Below are 26742 nucleotides of genomic sequence, written 5' to 3'. Positions count from 1 at the left end.
ACTATATTATAAACGTTTCCAATAAAAGTTATAATTGCTATCATTGGAATAAAATTACTGATTAAATTTTCAATTAATATAAAAGTATAATTCTTTATATTATAAATGATCATATAAGTATATGACACAATCGACCTATCTTATATATTTTATCACAAACCAATATATATATGAAGGAACTTGATTAAAATAGTAGTATAATTAATGAATAAAGTTAAATGTTAAGTAATGTGATTTAAAAATTGTAGGGTAGTTCATTATTAATTAGTAATGAACTACCCTATTTTAAAAATAAATGTTTTATATCTGAGATTTATCAACATCTTGTTTTATTTTATTTTCAATTTCTAATAATATATTTTTTTGATAGTACATTATTAAATAACAAACAATACTTGATATAAATAGCAATACAAAGGTTGTAACTTTAAAGAATACAAATCCTACAATAAAAAAGCTTGAAAGACATAAAAGTGTAATATTAAATTTCCGAATAGTATAGTACATAGCAGTTTTGAGAATATCTTTCCAGCCCAAATAAAATCTTGAAATAATTGGGAATATATACAGATTCACTGAAAAAACAAAAACTATTATGACAAAAACTGAAACTGTTAATACTCTTGGATAAGCACTTGCAATAAAATATTTAATATCAATAGAGAGGATGCAGATTAACATTATTTCTAATGCCCCAAAAAATAAAGATTGAATAAAGTTGGTTTTATAAGCTTTAAAATAATCTTTTGTAATACTTACATCTTTTTCACGTATAATTTTGCCCATCACACTAAATAGAGCTGTTGCTGCAGGTGCTATGGGGATACAACATATAACTAAAATAGAAGTAAAACCTTGTGGAATTTTATTTGTTCCATTAGAAAAAAGTATAATTAACATAAGAACTAGTGGAATATTAAGAAGCAGAAAATATAAATTGCCTAGGAGAAACCAAAATATATAATTAGTTATTGTGTATAAAGGTCCCTCACCAAATTCTCTTTTTGATTTAGCCATTTTTCCCTCCAACTGCATTTTAAAATGCATTTATGTAAATTATTATAATAATTAAATTATTTTGTAGTCAATTAAAATGTAACATAAATAGAGTGAAATGCAAATAGGTAGAAGTTATAAAAAAGACAAATAGATTTTGGTGCTTTCTACATATTAACATAATAAATTGTAATTTTACCATAAAATATTGTATTTATATAAAATGATAAATGCTTTAGAAAAGTTAAAGTAAGATGATTAAAAAGGTACTATACTAAAAAAGCCTGCGTAGCAAGTTAAAGATACTTTTCCTTGCTGCGCAGGCTTTTTAATTTATTTGTTTAACAACCATTTAAGTACTAAAAGTGAATTGTCCTTTTGTTTAGTTGACGCAATAATTCCAATTACCATATCTTTTGTAGTAAGCCCCATTTTTTTTAATATAACGTCATCTTTGATGTCTATTCCATACACAACATTTTTTTTATTACTTCCGATAGCATGAAGTTTTTCACCTTTTAAAGAACCTAAGGTTAGTCCACTTATATTATCTAATCTTAAAAACATATCTTCTTTAGCAAATTTTTCAAACATGGTTTTATTTAAAACTACAATATCAAGTTCTCCAACGGATATTTCAGCAATAAATTTTTGCATATATTGGTTTGCCATTTGAGTATCTGTGATTTTTGAACCATCAAGGGGCATAGTCCTTACGATAGCCTGGTTTTTAGTACTTCCATCTTTAACAACAATTTTTGTTAGTTGAGACTCTAGAGTATTTGTCTTATTAGTATCTACAATGCTTGAAAGCATTGTTAGAGTAAATACATAATTTGGCTTTGTTATTTGACCATGTATAATAGAAATTATTATACATAAAGCAACTAAAGTACCAACAATATGCAACTTGTAATACTCCCAGATATATTCAGCTTTCTTTTGCTTGCTCATACCTTTTAAATCATGCATAATCTCCATCCTTTTTATTTAAATTTCTATGTAACCCAAGAATATTTTATGCTATTTTTTTACTGCTCTTGGATTATATTTAAAACAATGATTAATAAATTTTTCATCTGGCATAAATAGCAATTGCATTTTATCTTTTCCTTCGGTAACCATTGCAACATATATTGGTCCTTTTGCCGTTGTAGGATAACATTTTACTATTGAAGCAGGTTTATTTGAATAATCTTTTACAATAGCACTATCATTAAGGGCTAAAAGGTCTACCTCTTTTATATTAAAAGTAGTGACTTTTTTTCTCTTTTTCATTTCTAATATCTTTTCTACATCAATTTCACCATTTGTAAATTGATACTCATATTCTACATATAATTTTGATTTGTAAAAATAACATGCTACAGCCAAAGCAATTAATAAGATAGCAAAAATCATATTTACACTAGCAAATATGAATCCAATTAATCCAAGTACATAGGTTGATTTGCTTACTATTTTGTAAGCGGTTGTTTTAGATGTCGTCACTAGTTGCTCATAAAAATTATCCATTTTTTTGTCCCCTTTAATTATCATATGATTTATTTAGTGTGTTAAGAAAAGCATTACAAATTGTATTTTATTTAATAATTCACCTATAATTATAACATAATTTATATATTATAAAAGGGTATTATAGCTAAATTCTACAGTTTACAATTTTGGAATTAATATTAAGTAAAGCTTAGGAACATTTTTTAAATTTATAGTTGCAAAATATATTTAATAATATGATAATAAATATATATGAGTTAAAACATTATTATAAAATTGTGTAAAAATATAAAAACAATTTAAGATGGGGGCAATATTATGAGTTTAAAAGGAAAAGTTGCAATAGTGACAGGAGCATCTAGAGGAATAGGAAAAGGAATTGCTATGGAACTTGCAAAAAATGGATGCTGCCTTGTGATAAATTATAAAAGTAACGATGAAGAGGCTGAAAAAACCTATAGAGAAATTAGAGAACTCGGAGCTTATGCATTAATGATTAAAGGTGATGTAAGTAATTATGAGTTTGCAAAGCAGATGATAAAAACTACTGTTGAAAAATTAGGAAAAATAGATATTTTAATAAATAATGCAGGAATGTCGAAGGTTGGGTTATTTATGGATCAGGAGCCTAGCTTATGGAATAATATTTTAGATGTAAATTTAAAGGGAACTATTAATTGCTCACATAATGCCATAAAAGAGATGATAAAACAAAAAAAAGGTAGCATAATTAATATCTCTTCAATGTGGGGAGAGGTTGGTGCTTCTTGTGAGGTGATTTACTCTGCATCTAAGGGAGCGGTTAACGCTTTTACAAAGGCATTAGCTAAGGAACTTGCACCCTCTAATATTAGAGTAAATGCTATTGCACCGGGAGTTATAGATACAGAAATGAATAAGTGGTTAACTAAAGATGAACGTGCAACTTTAATAGATGAAATACCTATGATGAAATTTGGAGAAATTTCAGATGTTGGTATGCTCGTAACGTTTTTAGCAAGTGAAAACTCAAAATATATTACGGGACAAGTAATAACGATAGATGGAGGATTCTTATAGTTGATATGTAAATAAAATTAACATATTTAACAAATTATTTAATAAATTATTCATTCTTTCTTAAGGAATAATTAATATATGAATCTATATATATGTTATAATTATATTATCATATAGTAAGTCGTATGAAATGAAAGAAGGCTAATGTTATTATGGAATATACAAAGGGTAAAAATGTAATTTCAAAGTTATTTAAATCAGCTTTAACAATAGGTGGTTTTATTGTTTTAGCAATAACAATACCTTATATAGCTATATTTGTTATTAGAGCCTTATTAGTTATTGCAGTTTTCGGAGCTTTAGTATGGTATAGTTTAAAACTAATAAAAGGTTTTAAGAAGTTTATTTCTAAATCAAATATAAAAAATAAATCTACCCCAAAAGATAATGTTTTCAGTAGTGATACAGATATAACCAATACCACTGATATTAATTATGAGGACAGTGTTATTATTGATGTAGATTATAAAAAGGTAGTATAAGTCACATATAATGAAAAAAATAATATTATAAACTATATTTAGAAGGTCAATCTATGATATTAGATTGGCCTTTTGTATTTTTAATAATATAAAGTTTTTAATAAAAGACTTCTAAAAAGAATTGTTAAAGTTAACTTAGTGAATATTTTTTAAAAAACAGTAAACCCTATAAATAACAATACAAAAGGGAGATGTTTTTATGCCTAAAGATAGTCAACCGGATAATAAGTTTTCTAGATTAGTAAAGAGTAATTATAATACTCCTATTACTCGCGAAACTGCAAAAAACCAAAATGCTACAAATAAAAAACAATCTGCTGATAAAAAGTAAGAGCATTAGAGCATATAAACATTTTGTTTATGTGTTTTTTTAATTTTATAGGGTATTATACAATAAAAGGTAATTTAACAAACTTATTTGTATATAAAAATCCAACGACTTTCTAAAAAATATAAGATTATTTATTGCATTATCTTAATACTATGTTAGAATTTATATATATGACTATTTTGGAGTCAATAATTAATATTACGTTTATACTGTGAAGTCTAAAGCTGCAGCATGTCTGTAGCTTTTTATATTTTTAAATGCAAAGATTATGATATTAATAGTTTTTGCAAAGCCTTAGATATTATTGTATTATTTAAGAAGGAGTGAATGAAGTGAGTTTTAATGTTTATAATACCTTGTCTAGAAGTAAAGAAGAGTTTATACCTTATGTAGAAGGAAAGGTTGGAATGTACACTTGTGGACCTACGGTTTACAATTATGCACATATAGGTAATTTGAGAACGTATATTTTTGAAGACGTATTAAAAAAATCATTAGAGTATTCAAATTATAAAGTTAAGCATGTAATGAACATTACGGACGTTGGACATTTACAATCAGATGGGGATGAAGGTCAAGATAAAATGGCATTAGGAGCAAAGCGTGAACATAAAACTGTATGGGAAATTGCTAAGTTTTATGAAGATGCTTTTTTTGAAGATTGTAAAAAACTAAATATAAAAAGACCTACTATTGTATGTAGGGCTACAGAGCATATTGCGGATATGATAGAATTTATAAAAAAACTTGAAGAAAAAGGATATACTTATGTTTCTAATGGAAATGTATATTTTGAAATTGATAAATTTCCTGATTATGCAAAACTTGCACATCTTAGTTTAGATGAACTTGAAGCAGGTAGTAGAATAGAAGTAGATCCTAATAAAAAGAATCCGCTTGATTTCGTATTGTGGTTTACAAATTCTAAATTTTCAAATCAAATTATGCAATGGGAATCACCATGGGGCAAAGGATTTCCAGGTTGGCATTTAGAATGTTCTACTATGTCTGTTAAGTATATTGGTGAATATCTAGATATTCATTGTGGAGGAATAGATCATATTGCTATACATCACACTAATGAAGTTGCTCAATCAGAAGGAGTACTTGGACATAAATGGGTAAAATACTGGATGCATGGAGAGTTTTTAGTACTTGATAGTGGTAAGATGTCAAAGTCTAGTGGAAATTTTTTAACAATATCTAGTCTTGAAAAAGAAGGATATAGTCCTCTTGATTATAGATATTTCTGTCTTCAATCTAAGTACAGAAAACAGTTAGTGTTCAGTTTTGAGAGTTTGAATGATGCTAGAAATGGTTATAAAAAACTTAAAGAAAGAATTGCGCCTGTTTTAAGTGGCATCAATAAAAATGATATAGTTAGAGATGAGAAAATAGTATCGTATAAAGAAAAGTTTTTATCATTTATCAGTGATGATCTAAATATAGCAAATGCGTTTACTGTACTTTTTGATGTTTTAAAAGATAATGATCTTAATAATAAGGAAAAATCAATTCTTATAGAGGATTTTGATAAAATATTCTCACTTAATCTTATGACAATTGAAAAAGAAACTACGGATATAGATGAAGAACTTATAAATAATCTTATTGTTGAAAGAAATGCTGCAAGAGCTAGTAAAAATTGGGCAAGAGCAGATGAGATAAGGGATGAATTTATAGCTATGAATATTGAACTTCTTGATTCTAAAGAAGGAACAACTTGGAAATCTAAATAAAAAATAAATTAAGTTATATTTTATGTTTGTGAGTAATTTGAAGGTTAAACAATTGATAATTGTTTAACCTTTCTATTTTCTTTAGTTTATTATAATGCACTATAAGAAAATTTAGTTTATAATATTATATGTAGTTAAAATAATTGGAAAATATTATTAAATAGAGGTGATAGATATGGATAGAACAAATTTAAAGGCATCAATAGTAATTGCAACTATTGGCATAATTTTAATATCCGTTGTATATTTTAGACCTGTAAGCATTAATAGAGTCTATAGTGGATACATGTATGATGAAAATGATAAACTCGATAAAGCAGTAGAAATTAATCTTGATGGAAAATTAAAAAAAAACTTATCTCTTAATTATGTATTTATAGGAACTATAGAAGTGGATGGTGTAAAAAAACAAGTTGTACTAAAGAGAATATGGGCAAAGTATAATGTTTTTAAAACTGTAGAATATAGTGCTTTTATAGAAACAAAAAATGCTAAAACTAGTCAATATGAAGTAGCTGGAACAGTTAATTCATCAAAAAATTTCGATGAAATACTTATAAAATTAGACGCTGTAGACAGTAAATATAATAGTAAATTTAATATTTGTGGTCCAAGCAGTACTAGAGCCGAGGCAAAGAGCATTACAACTAAACTGGGAAAAAACAATTAATAGAAATAATATATTAAGAATGGATGGAGGAATTAAAATGTCAAAAGGAATGATTTTGAAATTAGAGCCATATTTAAGTCAAAAAATATGGGGCTGGGAGAAATGGGTGCTTTCTTGTCATGAAGATGGGAAATCAACAATAAAAGAGGGGATTTATAAAGGAAAAGAATTATCTGAAATTTTAGGGTGTGGTAACAATTTTCCTATATTAAATAAAATTATAAAAGCGGAAGATACTTTATCTGTACAAGTACATCCCAATGATGATTATGCTAAAAGAGTTGAAAATTCTAATGGAAAAACAGAGTGCTGGTATATACTGGAAGCAAAAGAGGGCGCAACTTTAGTATCAGGAATAAAGAAGGGCCTAAATAAAGAAAAGTTAAGACAAATTATAAAAGAGGGTAAATTAGAAGAGTATTTAGAGCGTATTTATATTAAAAGTGGGGATTTCATCTATATACCAGCAGGCACGGTTCATGCTATAGAAGCTGGTGTAAAGCTCATTGAAGTACAGCAAAATAGTAATATTACGTATAGGCTTCATGATTGGGGACGTGGTAGAGAGGTACATATTGAAAAATCCTTAGACGTTATAGATTATGAAGGTAAAAATAAAGGTGGAAGAATTGCGGACTTTGTAAAACTCGAGACTCCATATTTTAAAGTTGAAAAAGTTATTGTTAAAAGTAACTATATAGATATCGTTAATGAAAACTTCCACAGTTATACAGTAATAAGTGGTGAGGGAGTAATAGAAGCTAATAAAAAGCAAATGAATTTAAAAGAGGAAGAAACAATTTACATATCAAAAGGAACTGAATATAATCTTAAAGGAAATATGAGATTACTTAAATCAAGTCTATAAAAGAATTTAGAGTGAAGAATATAATTGATGTATTGTGAGTTATTAAAAGGAGTGTTTATATAATGAAGTCAATAAAATTACTCAAGAAAAGTATGATATTATTTATATTGATTTTTGTGGTTTTCGCTAGTGGATGTGAGAATATTGCACAGAAAAATAGTGATACAACCACTAAAGAGGTCAAAACACAAACAAAGATTGTTACGGAAAAAGGAGTTAATGATAAAAATCCAATGGTTACGATTGTAATGGAAGACAGTTCAACCATAAAAATAGAATTATATCCAGAAATTGCACCTAATACTGTTAGAAATTTTGTTTCTTTAGTTAATAGTGGTTTTTATAATGGATTAAAGTTTCATAGAGTAATGGCTGGGTTTATGATACAAGGCGGAGACCCAAAAGGAACAGGCAATGGTGGACCAGGTTATGCAATAAAAGGTGAGTTTAGTGAAAATAATTTTAGCAACAATTTAAAACACGTGCGTGGAGTAATTTCTATGGCAAGAACTGAAACACCAGATTCAGCTGGGTCACAATTTTTTATAGTGGTTGCTACTTCTGATAATGTTTCTTCGAGTTTAGATGGTAAGTACGCTTCTTTTGGTAAGGTTACAAAGGGCATGGAAACAGTAGATAAAATAGTATCTGTAGAGACAGATGGTAATGATAAACCTAAAAAAGATCAAAAGATGAAAAAAGTTACTGTAGATACTTTTGGAGTTAAATATGGTATTGTACAAAAAGTAAAATAGAGGATAAGCTGCGTAGTGATTAAAAATGATTAAAGATATTTAAAATAAAAAAGTATATATCCCTATAAAATCAATTTATAGGGATATATACTTTTTTTATAAAACTTGTTCTCTTTAAATTTACTATAGGAGCTATAAATATGGATACTTGTATAAAATTATATTTATAATTTATGTTACCTAAAAATTTGATCTTGATTACCAAATATTGTTACAAACTTAATGGAGTATATATCACACATTATTAAATTATTAGTATTAATTTCTTTAAGGACAATAAAACTAATTCCAACTTCTTGTAAAAGGCCTTGTCTATCTTGAAATGTATTAGTTCCAAGTAAAAAATCTACCCTTACATATTTACCAATTTGAGATTGTAACCAGCCTTGATTATATAGTGGATTATTTACTATAGGTGATGTAGGTCCAAGATCGAAAGCTTGTGTACTAGAGGGTGATGAACTAGTAGAGGAACCAGTCATAGGTCCTTGCCTTGTATCATTATTCATGCCGAATTTTGGCATAGGAGTTATTGGCGGAGTTAAAGAGGGTGAATCAGTATTCCACATTGGAGATTGATCAAAATTATTAGGTGGTGATATAAACATAAAATATCCTCCTTAAAAAATCTTATTATTATTATTATAAATATTGTAAAGTGAAGTTTATTTAAGTAGTGAAATAGCGTGATGTTGGATTGTAAAAGCAATGCTTAGCAACGGAAACTTGAAATGTACCACTACCATTGAATGGAAATTCATATGGACAACCAGGAAGAAATGGATTAAAATACCATAAAGACTCACCTGTTGTATATAATCTATGTCCAGATAAAGCCCAATCAGCGATATCATAATGTATTTGTTCTGGTGGACTTGACCAAATTGTTTGAGGATTAGCTATACCACCAAGTACAGAAGATACACAATCAAATTGTCCTGTTTGAAAAATAACTTTTCTTAAATCGCCTTGACCTATTCTAAGATATTCACCATCGGCTACATTAACTCTGTTCATAATTACAGAGGCAACGGCTTTCATTCCATTTTCTCCCTCCCCGCCAGCCTCACATTTTATTATTCGAGCCAATAACTCTCTAGCACTGTAAGCCATCGTTAGTCATCTCCTCAATTCGTTTTACAGTATTATTATATTCATAATATTAATAATGGTACTTAAAAAATTAAAAAAATATTGTCATAAACTTAGTAATATTATCTATAACATATGGTAAATTGATGGAAAGTTTGGTACAATTGCATTGTATTTGTAATCTTATTTTTAAATTAATATTATTTGTGGTAAAATCACAATAGCAAATATATAAGAGGTGGGTTATGTTAAATAGTGGGTATGTATTAGATAATAAATACGAGGTAATTAGAACCTTAGGAAAAGGCGGAATGGGTGTTGTTTATTTATGCAAAAACAAAATGCTTGGAAATTTATGGGCTATAAAAGAAGTAATAAAAGGTAAAAAAAATATAGATATTTTAACAGAAGCTAATATTTTAAAAAATTTGAATCATCCAGGTATTAGAAAAATAATTGAAACATTTTATGAAAATAATAATTTGTATATGGTTCAGGACTATGTAGAGGGACAAACGCTAAAGGAGTATGTTAAAGCAAACGGAAAAATGCAAACAGAAAAAATTTGTACAATAGTATCAGAATTATGTGATATTATAGGTTATTTACATAGTCAAAATCCGGTTATAATATATAGAGATATAAAACCGTCTAATATAATGATAATGAGAAGTGGAAAAGTTGTCTTAATAGATTTTGGTATTTCGAAAGTTTATAAATCGGACATATCACAAGAGAGAGATAGAGATATGATATGCGCAGGATCTAACGGTTATGCAGCTCCAGAGCAGTATGGTTCGGGGAAATGTTGTATGCAAACAGATATATATGGAATTGGAATGTTAATATATTTTATGTTGAAAGGTAGGAGTCCGTATACAGGAATTGAGCCTCTTTTAGATGAAAATTATGGTTTGGAAATTAATGATAAGCTGAAAAAAATAACGCAAAGGTGTGTTAAAATTAATATTAATGAGAGATATGCCGTAGTTGAAGATTTAAAAGAAGCCATTTCGCAAATATTATCAGAGGATAAATGTGAAAAATTAGAGAGCATAAATAACAATATTTGCAAGAGTGTTGCAAATAAAAAAGATAATATTAAAATTATAAATAAAGCTATATACGAGAGGCCCATTAGAGCGTTTTTCTGTTTTACATTTGTAATTGTAGCAAGTATTTATATTTTGTATGGAAATAAAAAAGTAGATACAGTTGCAACCATGGCAGATAGAAATGAAATTGTGAGGCCTATAGTAGAATCATCAAGTATAGAACAAAATGTGATAAAGAAATTTATAAATAAGCCGATGAGAAGAATTAATGTAGTTCCGATAAAAGAAGTATCTAGTTCAAATTCAATAATAACAAAATGAATAGATAAATTTATTTTTTTCTGTAATTAGCAAGAAGGAAATCTACCATCGCACTATAGCTTTTTATACCGGATCTTTGACTTGCAGATTTAAGATAAGTGTTATTTAGTTCTTCACTAATTTTTTCAATACGACCAGAATAACCTTCCCAAAAGTTTTCATTATATATCATATCATTAAGCACACCTTTACTACAAAACGCAAACAGTTCCTTATATTTTTGAGGATCATATTGTCTTAATGAACTAAGTGAATATGTTAATGCTGCAAGTGTACCAGAATATTTGAAATTTATATCAGGATTATTTATGCATGCTACATAAGCAATATAGTTTGCTTCATCTTCTTTGGCAAATCCAATTTGGTGTGCCATTTCATGACATGTCGTAAAAGGTAGATATGAATCAGGTTCTGCCATATTGATATTTGCTTCACTTGTAAAGGGAAAATAAAAACCTGTAATCCCCGTATAACACATTGGTTCTGAAAGTAATAGCCCTTTAGGTGTTCCATAAGTACCTTTTAATATTATGTATTGAAATGAGGCGTTTTCATACCCTATGTGAGCAGTTTCTAAAATGATTTTTTTGTTATAGGAAAGTTCCATTACACCATTTCTATTTTGATTTATTTTCTTTCTTAAAGTATTTGAACTAGTTATAAGGTCTTTACATAGATGTTCAAGTTCAATTGAAGTTGAATTATGTACATCTAATTTGAGTATTTTGGCTAGTGGAAGCCTTTGATAGTTAAAACCCCACAAAAGTTGAAATGAAAAATATATTAGTCCTGATGCAGCAAGTGTATTTAATAACAAATTTTTTATAATCTTCCTTCTTTTAGTCTTGTATCTTAATAAATTTAAAATTGTTTTAGAAATATACCATAATACAAACGTTGTAAAAGATATAATTATACACTCTGCAAGAGAAAAGGGGAAAAAACCTGTAATTGAGCTTATAGTAGTAACAATTATTTTATAAATAAATAAGGAATAAAATCTTTCTGTAAAATTTGGAAATGCTCTAGACAATTGAGTGAGTGAAATACCTATTGGTAGAAGTAATATTAAAAATAATTGTTTCCTAGATAAAGAAAACTTCATAAAAAACTCCTTTTCATACATTTTAAGTATGCATTGTAAGTATATATATTGATTTGTAATAAGAATAAATCATATAAAAACTCCAAGTAAATATTTTACTTGAAGCTTTTTATAGCATCATTTTTTCTTTAATAAGTCTCTAATTTCACGTAATAATATTTCTTCATTGGAGGGACCTTTTACAATTATTTTTTCTGCTTTTTTCTTTTGAATAGATTGTATTACTTTTAAAAATATAAAAAGTGAAAATGCAATTATTAAAAAGTTTATTACGGATTGAATAAATAATCCATAATTAATCGAAACAGCTACTCCACCTGCTATAGATGAGGGTATATCATATTTTAAGCTAGCAAAATTAATTCCACCTATTATTATACCAAGTATAGGAACTATAAGGTCATTAACTAAAGAAGTAACTATTTTAGAAAATGCACCACCTATGACAACAGCTAATGCCAAATCTAAAACATTTCCTTTAAGAGCGAATTCTTTAAATTCTTTAAACATATATGTAACACGTCCTTCCAAAGTAAGTTTTAACAGAATTTATTATTATGTTTTAAATTCTATTGTGTAGAGTGGAAACACTATTTAGATACATCGTATTTCCAAGATATTATCCCACGACTTAAATGGTATATATTTGTAAAATCATTATCCTCTAAAGTATCTACTGCTATTGGGCTTCGTCTACCTGACTGACAATAAACAAGTACTTTCTTGTCCTTATATTTATCAAGTTCATCAATCATTGATGGAAGAACCTGAACTGGAACAAGTTTTGCGCCTGGGATGTGACCATTATCGTATTCCTCTTTACTGCGTACATCAAAAATAATAAATTCTTTGTCGTCTTTTATAAGATTATAAGCCTCTTTTGCACTTACATCTTTAACATTTGAATCAAACATAATTTATGCCTCCTCTTGAAGAAAAATTTATAGTATTAGTATATCAGTATATCCATAGATAGTAAAAGGTAATAAATATTAATGAAAATTTGAACATCATTTAATTAGTTTTGTGATTTTTGAATTCCTATTTTTAATCTCTGCTAAAATATAAATGACTAAAGGTATTATAACTTCAAAAATAAAGGAATAATATGGGTACACATTGAAAGCCCAAAATGACATTTCCATGGTGCTATTGTAGATAATAAAAGAGAAGCTTAACATTAAAAGAGATATAGGGGTTGATATAAATTTATAATCATCAAATCCGAAAACCTTGGAAATTCCATTGCAAACTGCGAAAGTACATAAACTTACCTTAACAAAAACACATATTAAAAAAGCCATTACTACTAAAATTTCAAGCCTTTGAAGCATGGAGCCTAGGTGAATAAGGCTTACTACCATGGAGGTGGGGAAATATATTCTAGAGATGGCTTCACTACCTAATACTAAAATATTTCTAAATGTTGCGAGTAATATAATTCCTCCACCCATGAGCAAGCCAATAATGAATGTCTTTTTGTAACTTTTAATTTTAGAAATATTTGAAAATACCATTGTAAATACAACTGTTTCACCAAAGGGAAAAGAAAAGCTTGAGAAACTTCCTTTTAGAATTGGTACTAGATTATTATTTAGTAGTGGTTTCAATTTAGTTATATCAATATCAGGTATTGAAAGTATAGCTATTGTTAAAGTTATTGATATCGCAATCCAAATGAAGAATTCTGACCACCTTCCTAAAATTTCAATTCCAGCTTTTAAGCACCATATAATTAGCATAGTTAAAAAACACATAGGGATTACCACTGGCGTATCAGCAAATATTAAAATGTTAGTGAATTCTGATAGGTTTCTAAGTACTAAGGCTCCAAGATGAAAGGCATACCATATCATTAATATACTTATTATTTTGCCAGCGAATTTTCCCATAACAATTTGAAGAATATCAAATAGATCTTTTCCGGGATACAATGATAAAATTCTAGAAAACATAAGTAATAATACAATAGAACATGAAATAGCTATGATTACTGCAATCCAGGCATCTTGTTTTGCGACGTCTCCAGATCCTATTAAAAAGGTACTACCAATTAAAAAAAGTGTTATTAGTATAATACCTTGCCTCTCAGAGATAATTTCATTTTTCATTTAAACCTCCTATACTAATTACTATAATTATATAGCAAGAAAAATTAACCCATTTTACCGAATATTGAAATTATAAGGTTCTTTATTGGATTCGATGGACTTGGTATTTGTACTCCTAAAGATAGTAGTATACTGATTGTCATTGAAAATGTTATCAAAGAAAAATAGAAAATTATTTTACCTTTATTTTTTTCTTTAAATAAAGCGTCAGATTCAAATAAAACAACTATAATATATAAAATTATTATAAGTAAAAACATCAAAATTCTCCTTTTAATTATTTACCTATATAAATAGGTTTTATTGTTCTATTACTACTCTTTATTATCATGTGTACGTTAACTTTGGTTTTCATATTTTTGAAAATATCTTTTTTATTCTTTTTATAATCTTCGCTTACCTTTGGTTTATCTTCCTTAAATATTTCTCCAAAACCTAAAACATCGCTATCATAATTATTCTGTAATTTACTAATTAAAGACTGTATTTGAATCTCTATCTTTTTTTCAGCTTCGCTTTGAAGTATTTTTAAGTTCACTTCATTCATATAATCTTTTGTTCCTTGAATTTCGTGTATACTTACAACTGGGTATACATCCACTATCATGGATACTAATCCATTGTTATAAACAGGGGTTAATTTAGTCCTATTATCATTTAGTTCTAATGTTACATTATTGCTTGAACCTGAAACATTTAATAAAGTAAATAACCCTTGTTTTATTTTATTATTAACCATAAGCATATAGGAGGTTTCAGTACCATCTAAATAGCCTACTAGCTTATCTGACTTAAAAATAGCACAACCCTCTACAAGGGGAATAATAGTGCCATCGCTTAATTCATTTTTAACTGTTGTTACCGCTTGAGAATTTCCTGATGATAAACCATCTATAAATGACCATACCATTGAATTAGTGAATCTAGAAAGTACTTTCCATGAATTCAAGGCATCATCAAGATGAAAGGAAGTCACTTCGTTAAGTTTAACTTTAGTTTTTAAAATTTCAGAAGCTGTATTACCCTTTGCTATTAATAACCACATATCTGGTCTAACAAAATTAGATCTATTAGTCCAATCAAGGGCAGGAATTATACCTTCCCTTGCCAAAGACTCACTTACTATTACAACTTTCGCATCACTCCAAAAAAGTCTTAGACCAGTTTTCTCTATCATATCTCTTACTGCATCAAATATACTGTCACTTTCAGAAGTGAAAATTTGAGAACTAATGATTGAAGATACCCCTTGAGATTGCGTGGTTATAATTTCTGTTGTGAATACATATTTATTTGTTGTCATGTCTTTATCTATTGCCATACCAGCTACTATTGCTAAGGTATCTATTTCTCTATAGTTCCAGCATCCACATAATATAAGAGGGCATATAATTATAATAAAAATTATGGATACCATTTTCTTTTTCACTTAAATGCCCTCTTTCATCTTTTTTTCATACGTTTTTTATTTTTTGTAAAGAACTTAGGTCTTAAATACATATTCCACCAGGGTGCCCTAATTATCGTGTCTTTTACATCTTGTTTAGAAAAAGAAGGAATATTAGTCATATAAGGTATACCAAAGGAACGTATTGACATCATATGAAGAACTAATCCCATTACTCCAAAAATGTAACCATATAAACCTAGAAAAGAAGATAATAATAAAAAAATTATCCTTATCTCAACTATTCCCAAAGCTTGAGGTAACATAAGACTTGCAATTCCAGTTATAGCAGTAATTATTACTACTGGGGCACTAACTAGCCTTGCATTAACAGCAGCATCACCAAGCACTAAGGTGCCGACTATAGTAATTGCTCCACCAATATATTTTGGCATTCTAAGACCGGCTTCTTTAAGTATTTCAAAAGTTATCATCATAATCATAGTTTCTACAATTGAAGGAAAAGGGGCTCCTTTTCTTGCTGAATATATACTTATAAGAAGCGGAGTTGGAATAAGTTCTTGATGGAAGGTGACAAGAGCTACATATATGGCTGAAACACTAGTACCAATAAAAAAGCATAACCATCTTAGTAATCTTACAAATGATGAAAATAAAAAATTGTCATAATAATCTTCATTGCTTTGAAAAACTTCAACGAAGATTGTTGGAAGGGTTAAAACAACAGGGCTTCCATCGCAGATAACTGCAAATCTTCCCTCAAGAAGCTTACCTGCTACCACATCAGGTCTTTCTGTATTAATGATAGTCCTAAATGGAGAATATGGCGCATCTTTAATAATTTCCTCTATATAACCAGAATCTAAAATACCATCAATATCAATATTATTTAGCCTTGTCATTAGTTCTTGATGTATAGGTTCTTTTGCTATTCCTTCGATATAACATACACATATTTGAGTCTTAGTTTGTTTACCAATTCTCATGAATTCAAATTTTAAGTTAGGATTAATAATACGCCTTCTAAGTAGTGTAAGGTTCAAATTCATAGATTCTGTAAAGCCTTCACGAGGTCCTCTAACTATAGTTTCTGATTGAGGTTCTGAAATTGCTCTTGTTTGCCATCCAATAGTATTTATAGAAAGTACTTTAATTAAACCATCTATGAAAAGTACAGTTTTTCCATAAATTATTCCATTAACAATATCATCAATAGAAGTAGTTTCTTTATTGTCTGCGGTTAAAAGTACCTTTTTTATTAAAATATCAATGATGTTATTATTGTTTATATCAGACATATCACTTAAAAAAAGTGGTTTTATAATATCCTCATTAATTGCTTGTAAATTTGCCATGCCATCAATATATATAAGCATACACTTGATGCTGGTAGGTTTCCCAATCAATAACTCCCTATATACAACTGTTGTATCATTAATAAAAATATTTTTTATTATATTAATATTTTTGTCTAAAGATTTTGTTAGTTTTACATCTGAAAAGTCATTTGTATTCATATATTAAACATCCTTTATATTATAATAACTAACTGTGTATATATACTTTATCCATTTTATAAATATTTTAGTCAGATTAATGGTAAATAAAACATAAAAATATATTTCTAGTAATTTTAATAGGTAGAATTTGTTCATTAAAATAGATTTAATTAATATACTTATAATAAAAATTAATTTTTATTAGGAGGTAGCTTATGTATGCTGAATAAGTGTACAACCAATGAAGTACTTAATACTTCGCTACCTGTAGTTGCGGAGATAACAATATATACGTTAATGTCTATATTTGATTTAATGATGATAGGGAGATATGGGGGTAACATAGCAGTAAGTGCTGTGGGGTTAAGTAATAATTTAACAAATGCATTTATTGAAGTATTCATTACAGAGGGATTTTGTATAAGTAGTGTTTCACTGGTTTCTAGACTAGTAGGTGCTGGGCAATATAAAATAGCTGAGAAATTTGCGTCACTAGGATTTATATTAGGAATTGGTTTTAGTTTAATAATTACAATAGTAGTTTTTTTCTTTGGTAAAGATTTTCTTTACTTACTTGGGGCTAGAAATGAAATACTTAAAATAGGATATTCATATATAAAGATAAATTCTGTAGCCTTATTTTTTTTCATGAGTATGAAGCTTTTAAATTCCATTTTAGTAGGATATGGGAATACGTTCATACCGTTTATATGTTCTTTAATTGTACTTTTTATAAAGATTATTTTGAATTATTTACTGGTTTTTGGCATTGTGTTTAATACAAGGGGAGTAGATGGGTCAGCTATAGCATCTACAGTTGCTTATTTATGTGGATTTGTTTTTTGTTTTTATTATACAGTGTTTAAATCACAAGTTAAGTTTAAACCACTCTATATTTTTTCTGCACGTTTGACTGATATTAAAAGAATACTAGTACTTGCTATTCCATGTTCCATGGAAGAAGCAGCATTTAGTATTAGTAAGCTTATGTGCGTTGCAGTTATAATTAAATCAGGGAGTGTTTCATTTGCAGCTGATGCAATAGCTAACATGATAGAGGGAATTTCAGTTATGCCAAGTATTGGGTTTGGCATCGCGGTTATTACTTTAGTTGGGATGAATGTAGGGAAAAGAGATTATAAACAAGCAAAAAAAGTTGCGTTTAATTGTGCATTTTACGCAGTAGCTATGATGAGTGTATTTGCAATAATATTCTTATTCATGCCTAATTTTTTGGTTAATTTATTTGTAAATAATAATGAGAAGAAAGTTGCTTATTTAGCGGGAAAGTGCCTTGCAATTGGTGCAGTAGAGCAGCCGTTTATAGGTTTATCATTAGTATTTGCAGGAGCATTAAAGGGGATAGGTGATGTAAAGAGCCCATTTTTTATTAGTTGTTTTACAAGCTGGATTATAAGGCTACCTTTAACATATTATTTTATTAGTGTATTAAAATATGAAGTTACAACCATATGGTGGATAACTGCATTTCAATGGGGAATTGATGCTCTACTTATGTTTATTTTGTTTATTTATAGATTCAATAAAGTATCACAGTATTCAAAATATATTAATTTTTATAATAAATAAAGGAGCTTGTTTTTTAACAAGCCCCTTTTAAAATATTAATGAAGATATATTTTATATTTACTATTCTTTGTAATTTGAGAGTGTAGTATTAGCAGCTTGTAATGCAGATTGAACCTGATTTAAAGTATTCTGAATTTGCTCTTTATTTTCTGCTTTTTCCACTGTGTTCACCGCATCAGTTAAACAAGTAGCTGAAGTTTGAAGTTGTTGACAAACGTCTTGAACGTGTTGTTTTGCATTCTTTTCCATTTTAAATTCCTCCTTAAGTTCTTATTGGTATAATTATAGTATGGGGATTTAAATGAAAAAAAATACGCATATAAAAAAAATTATTTAATAGGCTTGTTTGTAAATCCATCAATGCGAGATACAAGTTCAGCTATTTCAGGTTTACTAAGTTGAGCATCCGCGCCAACTGCATCACCTTTATGTTTTAAATCACTTGTAATTAATGAGGAGAATAAAATAACTGGCAATTTTCTTAGAATAACATGTTCTTTAATTTTACGTGTTAAAGTATGACCATCCATTTGAGGCATTTCAATGTCAGTTATAAGAACTTGCACATCTTCCATAAAGTTGATTCCTTTTTTTGAGACTAAATTCAATAAATAATCTAAAGCTTGCTTTCCATCATCAAATATTTTTAAGTTAACAAAGCCAGCTTTAATAAGAGTATCATTTAATAATTTTCTAATTAAAGGAGAGTCATCTGCGAGTACTAGTTTAACATTAGACCTATCTTTATAATCTATATCAATGATCCTATCTTCACTAATTCCGGTAGCAGGACTGATATCAGTGATTATCTTTTCAAAATCTAGCATTAATATTATTTTATTGCTTAAAACAATATTTCCTATAACTAGTGAATTAGTAGATATATCATCTGGTTTTGTTATTTGATCCCATTTAATACGGTGAACACCTACGATACTATCAATGCTAAAGGCTACTTCAATTTTATTAAATTCACACAGAATGATTGGTGATTCAATTTCGTTTTTATGTTGTTTCTCTAAAACGTATTTTAAGTCAATTAAGGTTATTATTTTATCTCTATATAGCGTAAGTCCTGCTATGGCAGGATGTGACTCAGGGAGTTTAGTTAAATTGGTTGCATGTATTACCTCTTTAACTTTTATAATATTAATTGCATAAAATTTATTATTTATAATAAATTCAAGTATTTCAACCTCGCCAGTCCCAGATTCTAAGAGTATATTATTAGTATTCATATTTTTCCTCACTTTCAAATAGGTATAAAGATATTATTTCACAAAAATCATATGTACTTAATATCTCGAACAGAACTCATATAACTTTACATTTAAATGAAAAGTTGAATTTAAAATAATAAAATAGAATATAAAAGTGAAATTCTTAAGCTAAATATGGTAAACTGTATAGTACGTAGAAAAATGTTTACAGTATTATTTAGAGGGTGAAGTAAATTTGATATTAAATGGCGGATGGATAGAAACTACAGAAAGTATGCATACATTTATATTGTGGGGCGAAAGTGGCGAAACTAAGTGTACAAGAAGAGGTAGGAAACCTAAAAATGCACTTCCACTATATGAAAAAATGTCTTCAGTTATTGAATTACGAAGCATTATTAAAGATCAAGCAATAGACATAAAACATGGAAAATATAAATATGACTTTGAATCTAAGAATCTTCTTAAGAGGGAAATTAGGGGGATAACTTTTAATAATTTGGATGCATTTGATATGATTTTAAATATAGATAGAAATAACCTTTACGAAGTTGAGATATCAAGGGAATTAAGGTTTTGGATTATAGTAGCTAAATTTACAGCTGAGCTAATAATAAAACATAAATATTTACCATCATTAACTATTGATCGGGTAAATAAAAAAGTGAATTCTCAGTGGAGATGGCATACAAGTGATCCTGAATTTATTGATAAAAAAAAGATTTTATGCAGCAATATGCCTGTAACTTGCAAAGCATATTTCAACCTAGAAAGTCAAGAATTTGTATACACAAATAGTACTAAATTGGTAAGCAATTTTATGGATTCTATGATTGATAGTATGGTTAGAAGTAGTTGCATTGGTATAAATAATGATACTAATCATTTAGAGGATAATTTAAGTGATTTAAGTAGTGATTGGATGCGTTCTCTTTTCTCGAAATTACCAGAGATGCCTACTTCCAAAAGTGATCAGATTAAAATGTTAAAAGAATATAAGAAGTGGATAGAACCTATAAAGATTAAAAATAATAACTTTAAATTTAGAACATGTTTTAAGGTTAATCCACCAAGTCGAGAAGAAGATTGGACAATAGAGTATTTGCTTCAAGATAAGGATGATCTTAGCCTTATGCTACCAGCAAAGATGATTTTTGAAGAGTCGGTTGATACAATAACATATTTAAATAAAAAATTTAATAATCCTCAAGAGAGGTTGCTTGAAGATTTAGCAGTAGCATCGAAGGTATTTATTCCTATTGAAAGAAGCCTTTATGATGCAGTGCCAATTGAATGCAAGTTATCAGAGGAGGAAGCCTATTCATTCTTAAGGGAATCAGCTTATTTTTTGAAGGAGAAAGGTTTTGGCATTATTACACCATCTTGGTGGAAAAAACCTTCAAGGCTTTCTGTTAAATTAAAAGACAAAAACCACACAACTAATACTAATTTAGCTGTAAAAAGTACATTTAATATGGATACTATTCTTGAATATGATTGGAAACTGGCGTTAAATGGTAATGAAATAAGTGAGAAAGAATTTGAAAAAATTTCAAATCTTAAGGTGCCATTTATTCAGTTAAGAGGTCAGTGGGTACAGGTTGATATACATCAAATTAAGTCACTTGCTAAGATGAAAATTAACAAGGGGCTAAATGGAAAGATTCCAGTGGGAGAATTATTAAGGCTTAACTTAAGTGATGAAGAAATAATACCTGGAGTTAGTGTTGATAATATGGATAATCAAGAGGCTGTTGGACATTTTTTTGAAAAATTATTTAATTTGAACAATATAAAGCAAGTTGATGTTCCTTCTGGGTTTAGAGGTACTCTTCGTGAGTATCAAAAGAGAGGCTTTTCATGGCTAACGTTTCTTAGAAACCATGGTATAGGGGCATGCCTTGCTGATGATATGGGGCTAGGAAAAACAGTGCAAAGTATATGCCTTATGCTTTATGAGCGGGAAAAAGGTTTAACAGATAAACCAACATTAATAATTTGCCCTACATCTGTTGTAGGAAATTGGGAAAGAGAAATTGAAAAGTTTGCACCAGGTCTTAAATCTGCAATTCATCACGGAAATAGTAGGTGGAGTTACGAAACTTTTAGCAAAGAAATACATAAAAATGAGGTTGTGATTACAACCTATGCGCTAATAGTAAGAGACAGGGATTTATTTCAAAAGGAAGAATGGGCAGGAATTATATTAGATGAAGCTCAAAATATTAAAAATAGCGCTTCAAAACAAACTCAGTATATCAAAACTCTTAAAGCAGAATATAAAGTTGCATTAACAGGAACACCGGTTGAAAATAGACTTTCGGATTTATGGTCTATTATGGACTTTTTAAATAAAGGGTATCTATACAATTGGTCAACATTTAGAAGTGAGTTTGCAGTTCCAATAGAGAGAGATGGAGATACTAAAAAAAGTAATAAATTGAAAAAAATAATTTCACCATTTGTATTACGAAGACTTAAAACTGATACAAATATTATTCGAGATCTACCAGAAAAAATTGAAACAAAGGAATATGCATCTTTAACAAAGGAGCAAGCTACTTTATATCAAGCTGTAGTGAAGGATTGTTTAAATAAAATAGATAACTCTGAGGGAATTCAAAGGAGAGGTCTTATTATTTCTTCATTAACAAAATTCAAGCAAATTTGTAATCATCCTGTACAGTTTTTAAAGGATAATGGCGAAATTGAGGGGCGGTCTGGAAAACTTGAAAGGTTACTCGAAATGCTAGAAATTGTTATAGCAGAAGGAGATAGGTCACTAGTATTTACTCAATTTGCAGAAATGGGACACATATTGGAGTCTGAGATTGAGAAAAAATTAGGAGTAAAGACACTCTTTTTACATGGAGGAACGAGCAGAAAGAAAAGAGAAGAATTAATCAATATATTTCAAAATGACAGTGGTGAGCCTATGGTATTTATATTATCATTAAAAGCTGGAGGACTTGGTTTAAACTTAACAAAAGCTAATCATGTATTCCATTTTGATAGATGGTGGAATCCAGCTGTGGAAAACCAGGCAACGGATAGAGCGTTTAGAATAGGGCAACTTAAAAATGTACATGTGCATAAATTCATATGTATGGGAACTCTTGAGGAGAAAATAGATGAGATGTTAGAGCGAAAACAGGCACTTGCTGAAAGTGTAGTGTCAACAAATGAAAATTGGATATCAGAGATGAGCAATAAGGAGCTTCGCGAGTTATTTGTATTAGAGCATAATAATAAAGCATAAAATTCACAGATAACAATCAAAAAGATTTTTTTATGGTTGTTATTTGCATGTATATATGCAAGGAGATGTAACTTCGTGACTGGAAGAATAAGAAATGAATTTGGAAGTAATTGGTGGTCTAAAAAATGGAATAATGCAATTTCAAGTTTTACAGCAAGTTCGACGATTGACAGCGGACGTGAATGTGCAAGAGAGGGCAATGTACTGAGTTTAGATTTTTGCACAGGAGAAATAAATGCAATGGTTCAAGGTAGTAACGAAGAACCTTATAAAGTAAATATAAAAATAAGTGCTTTTACCAAGGAACAGTGGAAAAAAATAATGAATGTAATGGTAAAAAAAGCTATTTTTTGTGCTAAGCTTTTGAATGGTGAAATGCCAGAAAATATAGAAGAAGCTTTTAAAGAAGGAGGGGTATCTCTTTTTCCTAAAAAACAAATACATTTACTAAGTGAATGTTCATGCTCAGGTTTTGCAAATCCATGTAAGCATATAGCAGCGGTTCATTATATGCTTGGAATTGAATTTGATAAGGATCCCTTTGTAATTTTAAAACTTAGAGGTATGGATAAAGATGATTTTTTGAAAGCACTTAGAACTCTAAGAAGCGGTAGTGAAGGGGAACAGGTTAAGAGAAAAGCAAAGATACATCGTAGGTCGAGAAGAACTATAGAAGATTTAAAACGAGAATTTGAAAACTCTGATAGAATGGATGAAGACGTTCTAAATATGACATTTTCGTATATAACACCAGAAGTTAAACATGAAGTTATTAGGACACTTGGGATTCCAGAATTTTGTACAAATGGTGATGACTTTAAAGGTAAAATGACGGAGGCGTATACTAGCACTGAGGAGGAAACACGAAAGTATTTAACGGCATTTCAGAAGGAAAGGACCCCACTTTTATAAGTTGGAGTTACATACTCTAATAAATAGAAAACTTAAGTGTAAATATAAACCTCCTTCTGAAGTCGTTAATACTTCAGCTCCGCAGGAGATGATTTAATTAAAAAGTAAGTATTGATGTATTTTCATCATGTACTTGGTAAAGCCGAGGAGATAAATCGTATGAATAAATTAATAAATTTAACTAAAGGTAATAGAGTCTTATATGTTGCAGCAATACTTTCTATAGCAGCAGCAACATTTGTAGCAATGATTGAGCCTTTGATTATAAAAATAACAATAGATTCAGTAATAGGGAATAAACCAATGGATGTGATAAAACCTCTGCAAAAGCTAATTATGGCAGTAGGTGGTAAACAGGCACTTATAACAAATTTATGGATTTGTGCATTAAGTCTTGTAACATTAACATGTATAAGAGGTATTTTCTTGTTTTTGAGTGGAAATTTTTCTGCTCGTGCTGCTGAAAATATATCAAAAAACATGAGAGTAAAACTTTATGATCATATTCAAAATCTACCATATGAGTATCATGTTAAAGCGGAATCGGGCGATCTTATTCAAAGATGTACCTCCGATGTAGAAACTGTTAGAAAGTTTTTTGCAACGCAAATGGTGGAAATAGGAAGAGCATTTTTTATAGTAGTTTTCGCAATAATAATGATGTTGTCACTTAATAAAAATATGACGATTATTGCCATGGTAATAGTACCAATTATTTTTATATTCTCATATGTGTTTTTTTATAAAATAAAAAGTACTTTTGAAAAAGCAGATGAACAAGAGGGTGTTTTAACTACGATTCTACAAGAAAATTTAAGTGGAGTTAGAGTTGTAAAAGCATTTGGAAGACAGAATTTTGAAATTGAAAAATATGAAAAGGAAAATAAAAAATATAGAGATTTAAATTTCAAATTGGTAAAACTAGAATCAATTTATTGGTCATCATCTGATATACTTTGTATGACTCAAATTGGTCTAGTTTTGGTTTCAGGTATTTATTTTGCAGTTACTGGTGTAATAAGTTTGGGTACTTTGGTGGTATTTAATACTTATGAAGGAATGTTATTGTGGCCAGTAAGGCAACTTGGTAGAGTTTTAACTGATATGGGTAAAATGTCAGTGTCACTTAAGAGGATAACAAAAATTCTTGATGTTTCAGTGGAAAAGGAATACGGAAAGGCTCTTAAGAGTGAAATCAAAGGGGATATAAGTTTTGAAAATGTATGCTTTGAATACGAGAAAGGCCACGCGATACTAAAAGATTTAACTTTCAATGTAAAGCAAGGCGAAACAGTTGCTATTGTTGGGCCAACAGGTTCAGGTAAGTCGTCACTAGTACATCTTTTGTTAAGGCTTTATGACTATAATAGTGGATCTATAAAAATTGATGGAGTTGAACTTAAGGATATAGAAAGAAAACATATGAGAGGGAATGTAGGTATAGTGCTCCAAGAACCTTTTCTTTATTCGAGAACTATAAAGGAAAATATTAAAATGGCTAAGATACATTCAAAAAATATAGAAATATATAGTGCAGCAACTGTAGCTGCTGTACATAATGTTATAACGACCTTTGAGAAGGGGTATGATACTGTTGTTGGAGAAAAAGGTGTTACATTATCAGGAGGACAAAGGCAAAGGGTGGCAATAGCAAGAACCCTTCTTAAAGATATGCCAATACTAATATTTGATGATTCATTAAGTGCAGTGGATTCTGAAACTGATAGAATCATAAGGGGAAAACTGAAAAAGAAGAGTAAAAACAGTACTACATTTATAATTTCTCACAGAATTTCAACAGTAATGGATGCAGATAAAATAATAGTATTAAATCATGGAAAGATTGAAAACATAGGCACCCATGAAATGCTTATTAAAAAAGATGGTATATATAAAAGAATATGGGATATACAGACCAATATTGATGATTTTACGGATGATACGTTAGTAAGTTATGAGTAAAAGGCAGGTAATATTATGGATAGAATAGATAAAATCAAATCAACTCAAAAGATAGATATAGGTATATGGAGAAAACTTTTTAAATACCTGTCAGAATTCAAAAATGGACTTATATTTTTAGCACTTTTAATGGTTGGAGTGGCAGGTATAGATGTAGTAATGCCACTACTAACAAAGTATGCAATTGACAATTTTATAGTTAAAAAAACTATAGATGGGCTTACTACATTTGCATTGGTATATTTTGTTGTTATTGTTATTCAAGGACTAACTGTAAGATCATTTATAATGCATGCTGGAAAAATAGAAACACACTTAGCATATCATATAAGAAAAATTGGATTTAAAAGGCTTCAGGAGCTTTCTTTTTCATATTATGATACATCATCTGTTGGATGGCTTATGGCAAGAATGACCTCTGATATAACAAAACTTAGTGAAATAATATCATGGGGACTAATTGACATGGTATGGGCATTAGTTATGATGGGTGGATTTATAGGAGTAATGCTTTATAATAATGTAGGATTAACTATTATATGCATGAGTGTGGTACCAGTTCTCTTTTTAATAGGAATGTATTTTCAAAAGAAGATTCTTAAATCATATAGAGGTGTTAGAAAATTAAATTCACGATTAACTGCAGATTTTAGTGAAGAGATATCAGGGGCTAAAACTACTAAAACTCTTGTAAGGGAAGAAGAAAATCTAAAAGAGTTTAAACTAGATGCAGGTAAAATGAGAAGCGCATCAGTTAAAGCTGCAGTGTTTTCTGCTCTATTTCTTCCTATTGTTATATCTATGGGGAGTT

27 protein-coding genes are annotated in these 26742 nt (G+C 29.0%); 13 read left to right on the top strand and 14 right to left on the bottom strand.

Annotated elements, in window-relative coordinates; genetic code table 11:
- Positions 1 to 300: 300 nt before the first annotated feature.
- The 3 genes from Q0649_RS07000 to Q0649_RS06990 form a co-directional block, all read right to left on the bottom strand.
- Positions 301 to 1017, bottom strand: coding sequence for a DUF624 domain-containing protein (locus tag Q0649_RS07000; RefSeq protein WP_298839296.1), 717 nt, complete (start codon positions 1015 to 1017; stop codon positions 301 to 303).
- Positions 1018 to 1329: 312 nt separating this feature from the next.
- The gene (locus Q0649_RS06995) at positions 1330 to 1968 is read right to left on the bottom strand and encodes a hypothetical protein (protein WP_298839293.1); all 639 of its coding nucleotides are present in this window, start codon (positions 1966 to 1968) and stop codon (positions 1330 to 1332) included.
- A gap of 51 nt (positions 1969 to 2019) precedes the next feature.
- Positions 2020 to 2511 carry a DUF6106 family protein gene (locus tag Q0649_RS06990; protein ID WP_298839291.1) on the bottom strand — a complete coding sequence of 164 codons (492 nt, stop codon included), beginning with the start codon at positions 2509 to 2511 and terminating at the stop codon, positions 2020 to 2022.
- A 300-nt stretch (positions 2512 to 2811) separates the two neighbouring features.
- Between Q0649_RS06990 and Q0649_RS06985 the strand changes: the two genes are divergently transcribed.
- The 7 genes from Q0649_RS06985 (at position 2812) to Q0649_RS06955 (ending at position 8397) form a co-directional block, all read left to right on the top strand.
- Positions 2812 to 3552 carry an elongation factor P 5-aminopentanone reductase gene (locus Q0649_RS06985; protein ID WP_298839289.1) on the top strand — a complete coding sequence of 247 codons (741 nt, stop codon included), beginning with the start codon at positions 2812 to 2814 and terminating at the stop codon, positions 3550 to 3552.
- A gap of 152 nt (positions 3553 to 3704) precedes the next feature.
- Positions 3705 to 4034, top strand: coding sequence for a hypothetical protein (locus Q0649_RS06980; RefSeq protein ID WP_298839286.1), 330 nt, complete (start codon positions 3705 to 3707; stop codon positions 4032 to 4034).
- A gap of 199 nt (positions 4035 to 4233) precedes the next feature.
- The gene (locus Q0649_RS06975) at positions 4234 to 4365 is read left to right on the top strand and encodes a hypothetical protein (protein ID WP_298839283.1); all 132 of its coding nucleotides are present in this window, start codon (positions 4234 to 4236) and stop codon (positions 4363 to 4365) included.
- A 332-nt stretch (positions 4366 to 4697) separates the two neighbouring features.
- A complete protein-coding gene (cysS, locus tag Q0649_RS06970; protein ID WP_298839279.1) occupies positions 4698 to 6104 on the top strand; it encodes a cysteine--tRNA ligase in 1407 nt (468 codons plus the stop codon).
- Between the two features lie 175 nt (positions 6105 to 6279).
- Positions 6280 to 6774: a hypothetical protein gene (locus Q0649_RS06965; protein ID WP_298839277.1), complete on the top strand. Its 495-nt coding sequence runs from the start codon at positions 6280 to 6282 to the stop codon at positions 6772 to 6774.
- A 37-nt stretch (positions 6775 to 6811) separates the two neighbouring features.
- Complete coding sequence (locus Q0649_RS06960) at positions 6812 to 7642, top strand: type I phosphomannose isomerase catalytic subunit (RefSeq protein WP_298839274.1); 831 nt, start codon at positions 6812 to 6814, stop codon at positions 7640 to 7642.
- A 233-nt stretch (positions 7643 to 7875) separates the two neighbouring features.
- On the top strand, positions 7876 to 8397 hold the full coding sequence (locus Q0649_RS06955) for a peptidylprolyl isomerase (RefSeq protein ID WP_367179359.1): 522 nt from the start codon (positions 7876 to 7878) through the stop codon (positions 8395 to 8397).
- Positions 8398 to 8573: 176 nt separating this feature from the next.
- Here the strand turns inward: Q0649_RS06955 and Q0649_RS06950 are convergent, their stop codons facing one another.
- A complete protein-coding gene (locus Q0649_RS06950) occupies positions 8574 to 9005 on the bottom strand; it encodes a hypothetical protein (protein WP_298839267.1) in 432 nt (143 codons plus the stop codon).
- 61 nt (positions 9006 to 9066) lie between these two features.
- Positions 9067 to 9510 (bottom strand): cell wall hydrolase, encoded by a 444-nt coding sequence (locus tag Q0649_RS06945; RefSeq protein WP_298839265.1) that lies wholly within the window; start codon positions 9508 to 9510, stop codon positions 9067 to 9069.
- Between the two features lie 224 nt (positions 9511 to 9734).
- On the opposite strand from Q0649_RS06945, the gene Q0649_RS06940 reads away from it, so the two are divergent.
- Positions 9735 to 10865, top strand: a complete 1131-nt coding sequence (locus Q0649_RS06940) for a serine/threonine-protein kinase (protein ID WP_298839262.1) — start codon at positions 9735 to 9737, stop codon at positions 10863 to 10865.
- A gap of 10 nt (positions 10866 to 10875) precedes the next feature.
- Here the strand turns inward: Q0649_RS06940 and Q0649_RS06935 are convergent, their stop codons facing one another.
- The 7 genes from Q0649_RS06935 to Q0649_RS06905 form a co-directional block, all read right to left on the bottom strand.
- On the bottom strand, positions 10876 to 11970 hold the full coding sequence (locus Q0649_RS06935) for a DUF3810 domain-containing protein (protein WP_298839259.1): 1095 nt from the start codon (positions 11968 to 11970) through the stop codon (positions 10876 to 10878).
- Between the two features lie 117 nt (positions 11971 to 12087).
- Positions 12088 to 12480: a large-conductance mechanosensitive channel protein MscL gene (gene mscL, locus Q0649_RS06930; RefSeq protein ID WP_298839256.1), complete on the bottom strand. Its 393-nt coding sequence runs from the start codon at positions 12478 to 12480 to the stop codon at positions 12088 to 12090.
- A gap of 80 nt (positions 12481 to 12560) precedes the next feature.
- Entirely contained in the window at positions 12561 to 12884 is a 324-nt protein-coding gene (locus tag Q0649_RS06925) for a rhodanese-like domain-containing protein (protein ID WP_298839252.1), read from the bottom strand.
- 96 nt (positions 12885 to 12980) lie between these two features.
- A complete protein-coding gene (locus tag Q0649_RS06920) occupies positions 12981 to 14081 on the bottom strand; it encodes an endospore germination permease (RefSeq protein WP_298839249.1) in 1101 nt (366 codons plus the stop codon).
- Positions 14082 to 14125: 44 nt separating this feature from the next.
- Positions 14126 to 14341 carry a hypothetical protein gene (locus Q0649_RS06915; RefSeq protein WP_298839246.1) on the bottom strand — a complete coding sequence of 72 codons (216 nt, stop codon included), beginning with the start codon at positions 14339 to 14341 and terminating at the stop codon, positions 14126 to 14128.
- A gap of 17 nt (positions 14342 to 14358) precedes the next feature.
- Positions 14359 to 15510 carry a Ger(x)C family spore germination protein gene (locus tag Q0649_RS06910; protein WP_298839243.1) on the bottom strand — a complete coding sequence of 384 codons (1152 nt, stop codon included), beginning with the start codon at positions 15508 to 15510 and terminating at the stop codon, positions 14359 to 14361.
- A 14-nt stretch (positions 15511 to 15524) separates the two neighbouring features.
- Positions 15525 to 17006, bottom strand: a complete 1482-nt coding sequence (locus Q0649_RS06905) for a spore germination protein (protein ID WP_298839240.1) — start codon at positions 17004 to 17006, stop codon at positions 15525 to 15527.
- Between the two features lie 201 nt (positions 17007 to 17207).
- Here Q0649_RS06905 and Q0649_RS06900 point away from each other — a divergent pair, with 201 nt between their 5' ends.
- A complete protein-coding gene (locus tag Q0649_RS06900; protein ID WP_298839237.1) occupies positions 17208 to 18578 on the top strand; it encodes an MATE family efflux transporter in 1371 nt (456 codons plus the stop codon).
- Positions 18579 to 18638: 60 nt separating this feature from the next.
- On the opposite strand, the gene Q0649_RS06895 is transcribed toward Q0649_RS06900, so the two are convergent.
- Both Q0649_RS06895 and Q0649_RS06890 read right to left on the bottom strand, forming a co-directional pair.
- Positions 18639 to 18827, bottom strand: a complete 189-nt coding sequence (locus Q0649_RS06895) for a hypothetical protein (RefSeq protein WP_298839235.1) — start codon at positions 18825 to 18827, stop codon at positions 18639 to 18641.
- Between the two features lie 80 nt (positions 18828 to 18907).
- Positions 18908 to 19816: a chemotaxis protein gene (locus Q0649_RS06890; protein ID WP_298839232.1), complete on the bottom strand. Its 909-nt coding sequence runs from the start codon at positions 19814 to 19816 to the stop codon at positions 18908 to 18910.
- A 217-nt stretch (positions 19817 to 20033) separates the two neighbouring features.
- Here Q0649_RS06890 and Q0649_RS06885 point away from each other — a divergent pair, with 217 nt between their 5' ends.
- The 4 genes from Q0649_RS06885 to Q0649_RS06870 form a co-directional block, all read left to right on the top strand.
- Positions 20034 to 23057 carry a DEAD/DEAH box helicase gene (locus Q0649_RS06885; protein ID WP_298839230.1) on the top strand — a complete coding sequence of 1008 codons (3024 nt, stop codon included), beginning with the start codon at positions 20034 to 20036 and terminating at the stop codon, positions 23055 to 23057.
- 75 nt (positions 23058 to 23132) lie between these two features.
- Positions 23133 to 23969, top strand: coding sequence for an SWIM zinc finger family protein (locus Q0649_RS06880; protein ID WP_298839227.1), 837 nt, complete (start codon positions 23133 to 23135; stop codon positions 23967 to 23969).
- Between the two features lie 159 nt (positions 23970 to 24128).
- On the top strand, positions 24129 to 25931 hold the full coding sequence (locus tag Q0649_RS06875) for an ABC transporter ATP-binding protein (RefSeq protein ID WP_298839224.1): 1803 nt from the start codon (positions 24129 to 24131) through the stop codon (positions 25929 to 25931).
- A gap of 15 nt (positions 25932 to 25946) precedes the next feature.
- Positions 25947 to 26742 (top strand): ABC transporter transmembrane domain-containing protein (locus Q0649_RS06870; protein ID WP_298839221.1); only part of this gene is annotated, 796 nt, incomplete at its 3' end.

This window comes from uncultured Clostridium sp. (assembly GCF_937920395.1).
Lineage (GTDB): Bacteria > Bacillota > Clostridia > Clostridiales > Clostridiaceae > Clostridium_AD.
This window is presented reverse-complemented; position numbering and strand designations above follow the sequence as displayed.

Excerpts from the sequence above, each read along its gene's own strand:
- Q0649_RS06955 (WP_367179359.1), top strand. The coding sequence starts at position 7,876 with ATGGTTACGATTGTAATGGAAGACAGTTCAACCATAAAAATAGAATTA.
- Q0649_RS06895 (WP_298839235.1), bottom strand. The coding sequence starts at position 18,827 with ATGGAAAAGAATGCAAAACAACACGTTCAAGACGTTTGTCAACAACTT.
- Q0649_RS06945 (WP_298839265.1), bottom strand. The coding sequence starts at position 9,510 with ATGGCTTACAGTGCTAGAGAGTTATTGGCTCGAATAATAAAATGTGAG.
- Q0649_RS06935 (WP_298839259.1), bottom strand. The coding sequence starts at position 11,970 with ATGAAGTTTTCTTTATCTAGGAAACAATTATTTTTAATATTACTTCTA.
- Q0649_RS06920 (WP_298839249.1), bottom strand. The coding sequence starts at position 14,081 with ATGAAAAATGAAATTATCTCTGAGAGGCAAGGTATTATACTAATAACA.
- Q0649_RS06980 (WP_298839286.1), top strand. The coding sequence starts at position 3,705 with ATGGAATATACAAAGGGTAAAAATGTAATTTCAAAGTTATTTAAATCA.
- Q0649_RS06965 (WP_298839277.1), top strand. The coding sequence starts at position 6,280 with ATGGATAGAACAAATTTAAAGGCATCAATAGTAATTGCAACTATTGGC.
- Q0649_RS06900 (WP_298839237.1), top strand. The coding sequence starts at position 17,208 with ATGCTGAATAAGTGTACAACCAATGAAGTACTTAATACTTCGCTACCT.
- Q0649_RS06940 (WP_298839262.1), top strand. The coding sequence starts at position 9,735 with ATGTTAAATAGTGGGTATGTATTAGATAATAAATACGAGGTAATTAGA.
- Q0649_RS06985 (WP_298839289.1), top strand. The coding sequence starts at position 2,812 with ATGAGTTTAAAAGGAAAAGTTGCAATAGTGACAGGAGCATCTAGAGGA.
- Q0649_RS07000 (WP_298839296.1), bottom strand. The coding sequence starts at position 1,017 with ATGGCTAAATCAAAAAGAGAATTTGGTGAGGGACCTTTATACACAATA.
- Q0649_RS06925 (WP_298839252.1), bottom strand. The coding sequence starts at position 12,884 with ATGTTTGATTCAAATGTTAAAGATGTAAGTGCAAAAGAGGCTTATAAT.
- Q0649_RS06975 (WP_298839283.1), top strand. The coding sequence starts at position 4,234 with ATGCCTAAAGATAGTCAACCGGATAATAAGTTTTCTAGATTAGTAAAG.
- mscL (WP_298839256.1), bottom strand. The coding sequence starts at position 12,480 with ATGTTTAAAGAATTTAAAGAATTCGCTCTTAAAGGAAATGTTTTAGAT.
- Q0649_RS06995 (WP_298839293.1), bottom strand. The coding sequence starts at position 1,968 with ATGCATGATTTAAAAGGTATGAGCAAGCAAAAGAAAGCTGAATATATC.
- Q0649_RS06875 (WP_298839224.1), top strand. The coding sequence starts at position 24,129 with ATGAATAAATTAATAAATTTAACTAAAGGTAATAGAGTCTTATATGTT.
- Q0649_RS06890 (WP_298839232.1), bottom strand. The coding sequence starts at position 19,816 with ATGAATACTAATAATATACTCTTAGAATCTGGGACTGGCGAGGTTGAA.
- Q0649_RS06990 (WP_298839291.1), bottom strand. The coding sequence starts at position 2,511 with ATGGATAATTTTTATGAGCAACTAGTGACGACATCTAAAACAACCGCT.
- Q0649_RS06960 (WP_298839274.1), top strand. The coding sequence starts at position 6,812 with ATGTCAAAAGGAATGATTTTGAAATTAGAGCCATATTTAAGTCAAAAA.
- Q0649_RS06905 (WP_298839240.1), bottom strand. The coding sequence starts at position 17,006 with ATGAATACAAATGACTTTTCAGATGTAAAACTAACAAAATCTTTAGAC.
- Q0649_RS06950 (WP_298839267.1), bottom strand. The coding sequence starts at position 9,005 with ATGTTTATATCACCACCTAATAATTTTGATCAATCTCCAATGTGGAAT.
- Q0649_RS06915 (WP_298839246.1), bottom strand. The coding sequence starts at position 14,341 with ATGTTTTTACTTATAATAATTTTATATATTATAGTTGTTTTATTTGAA.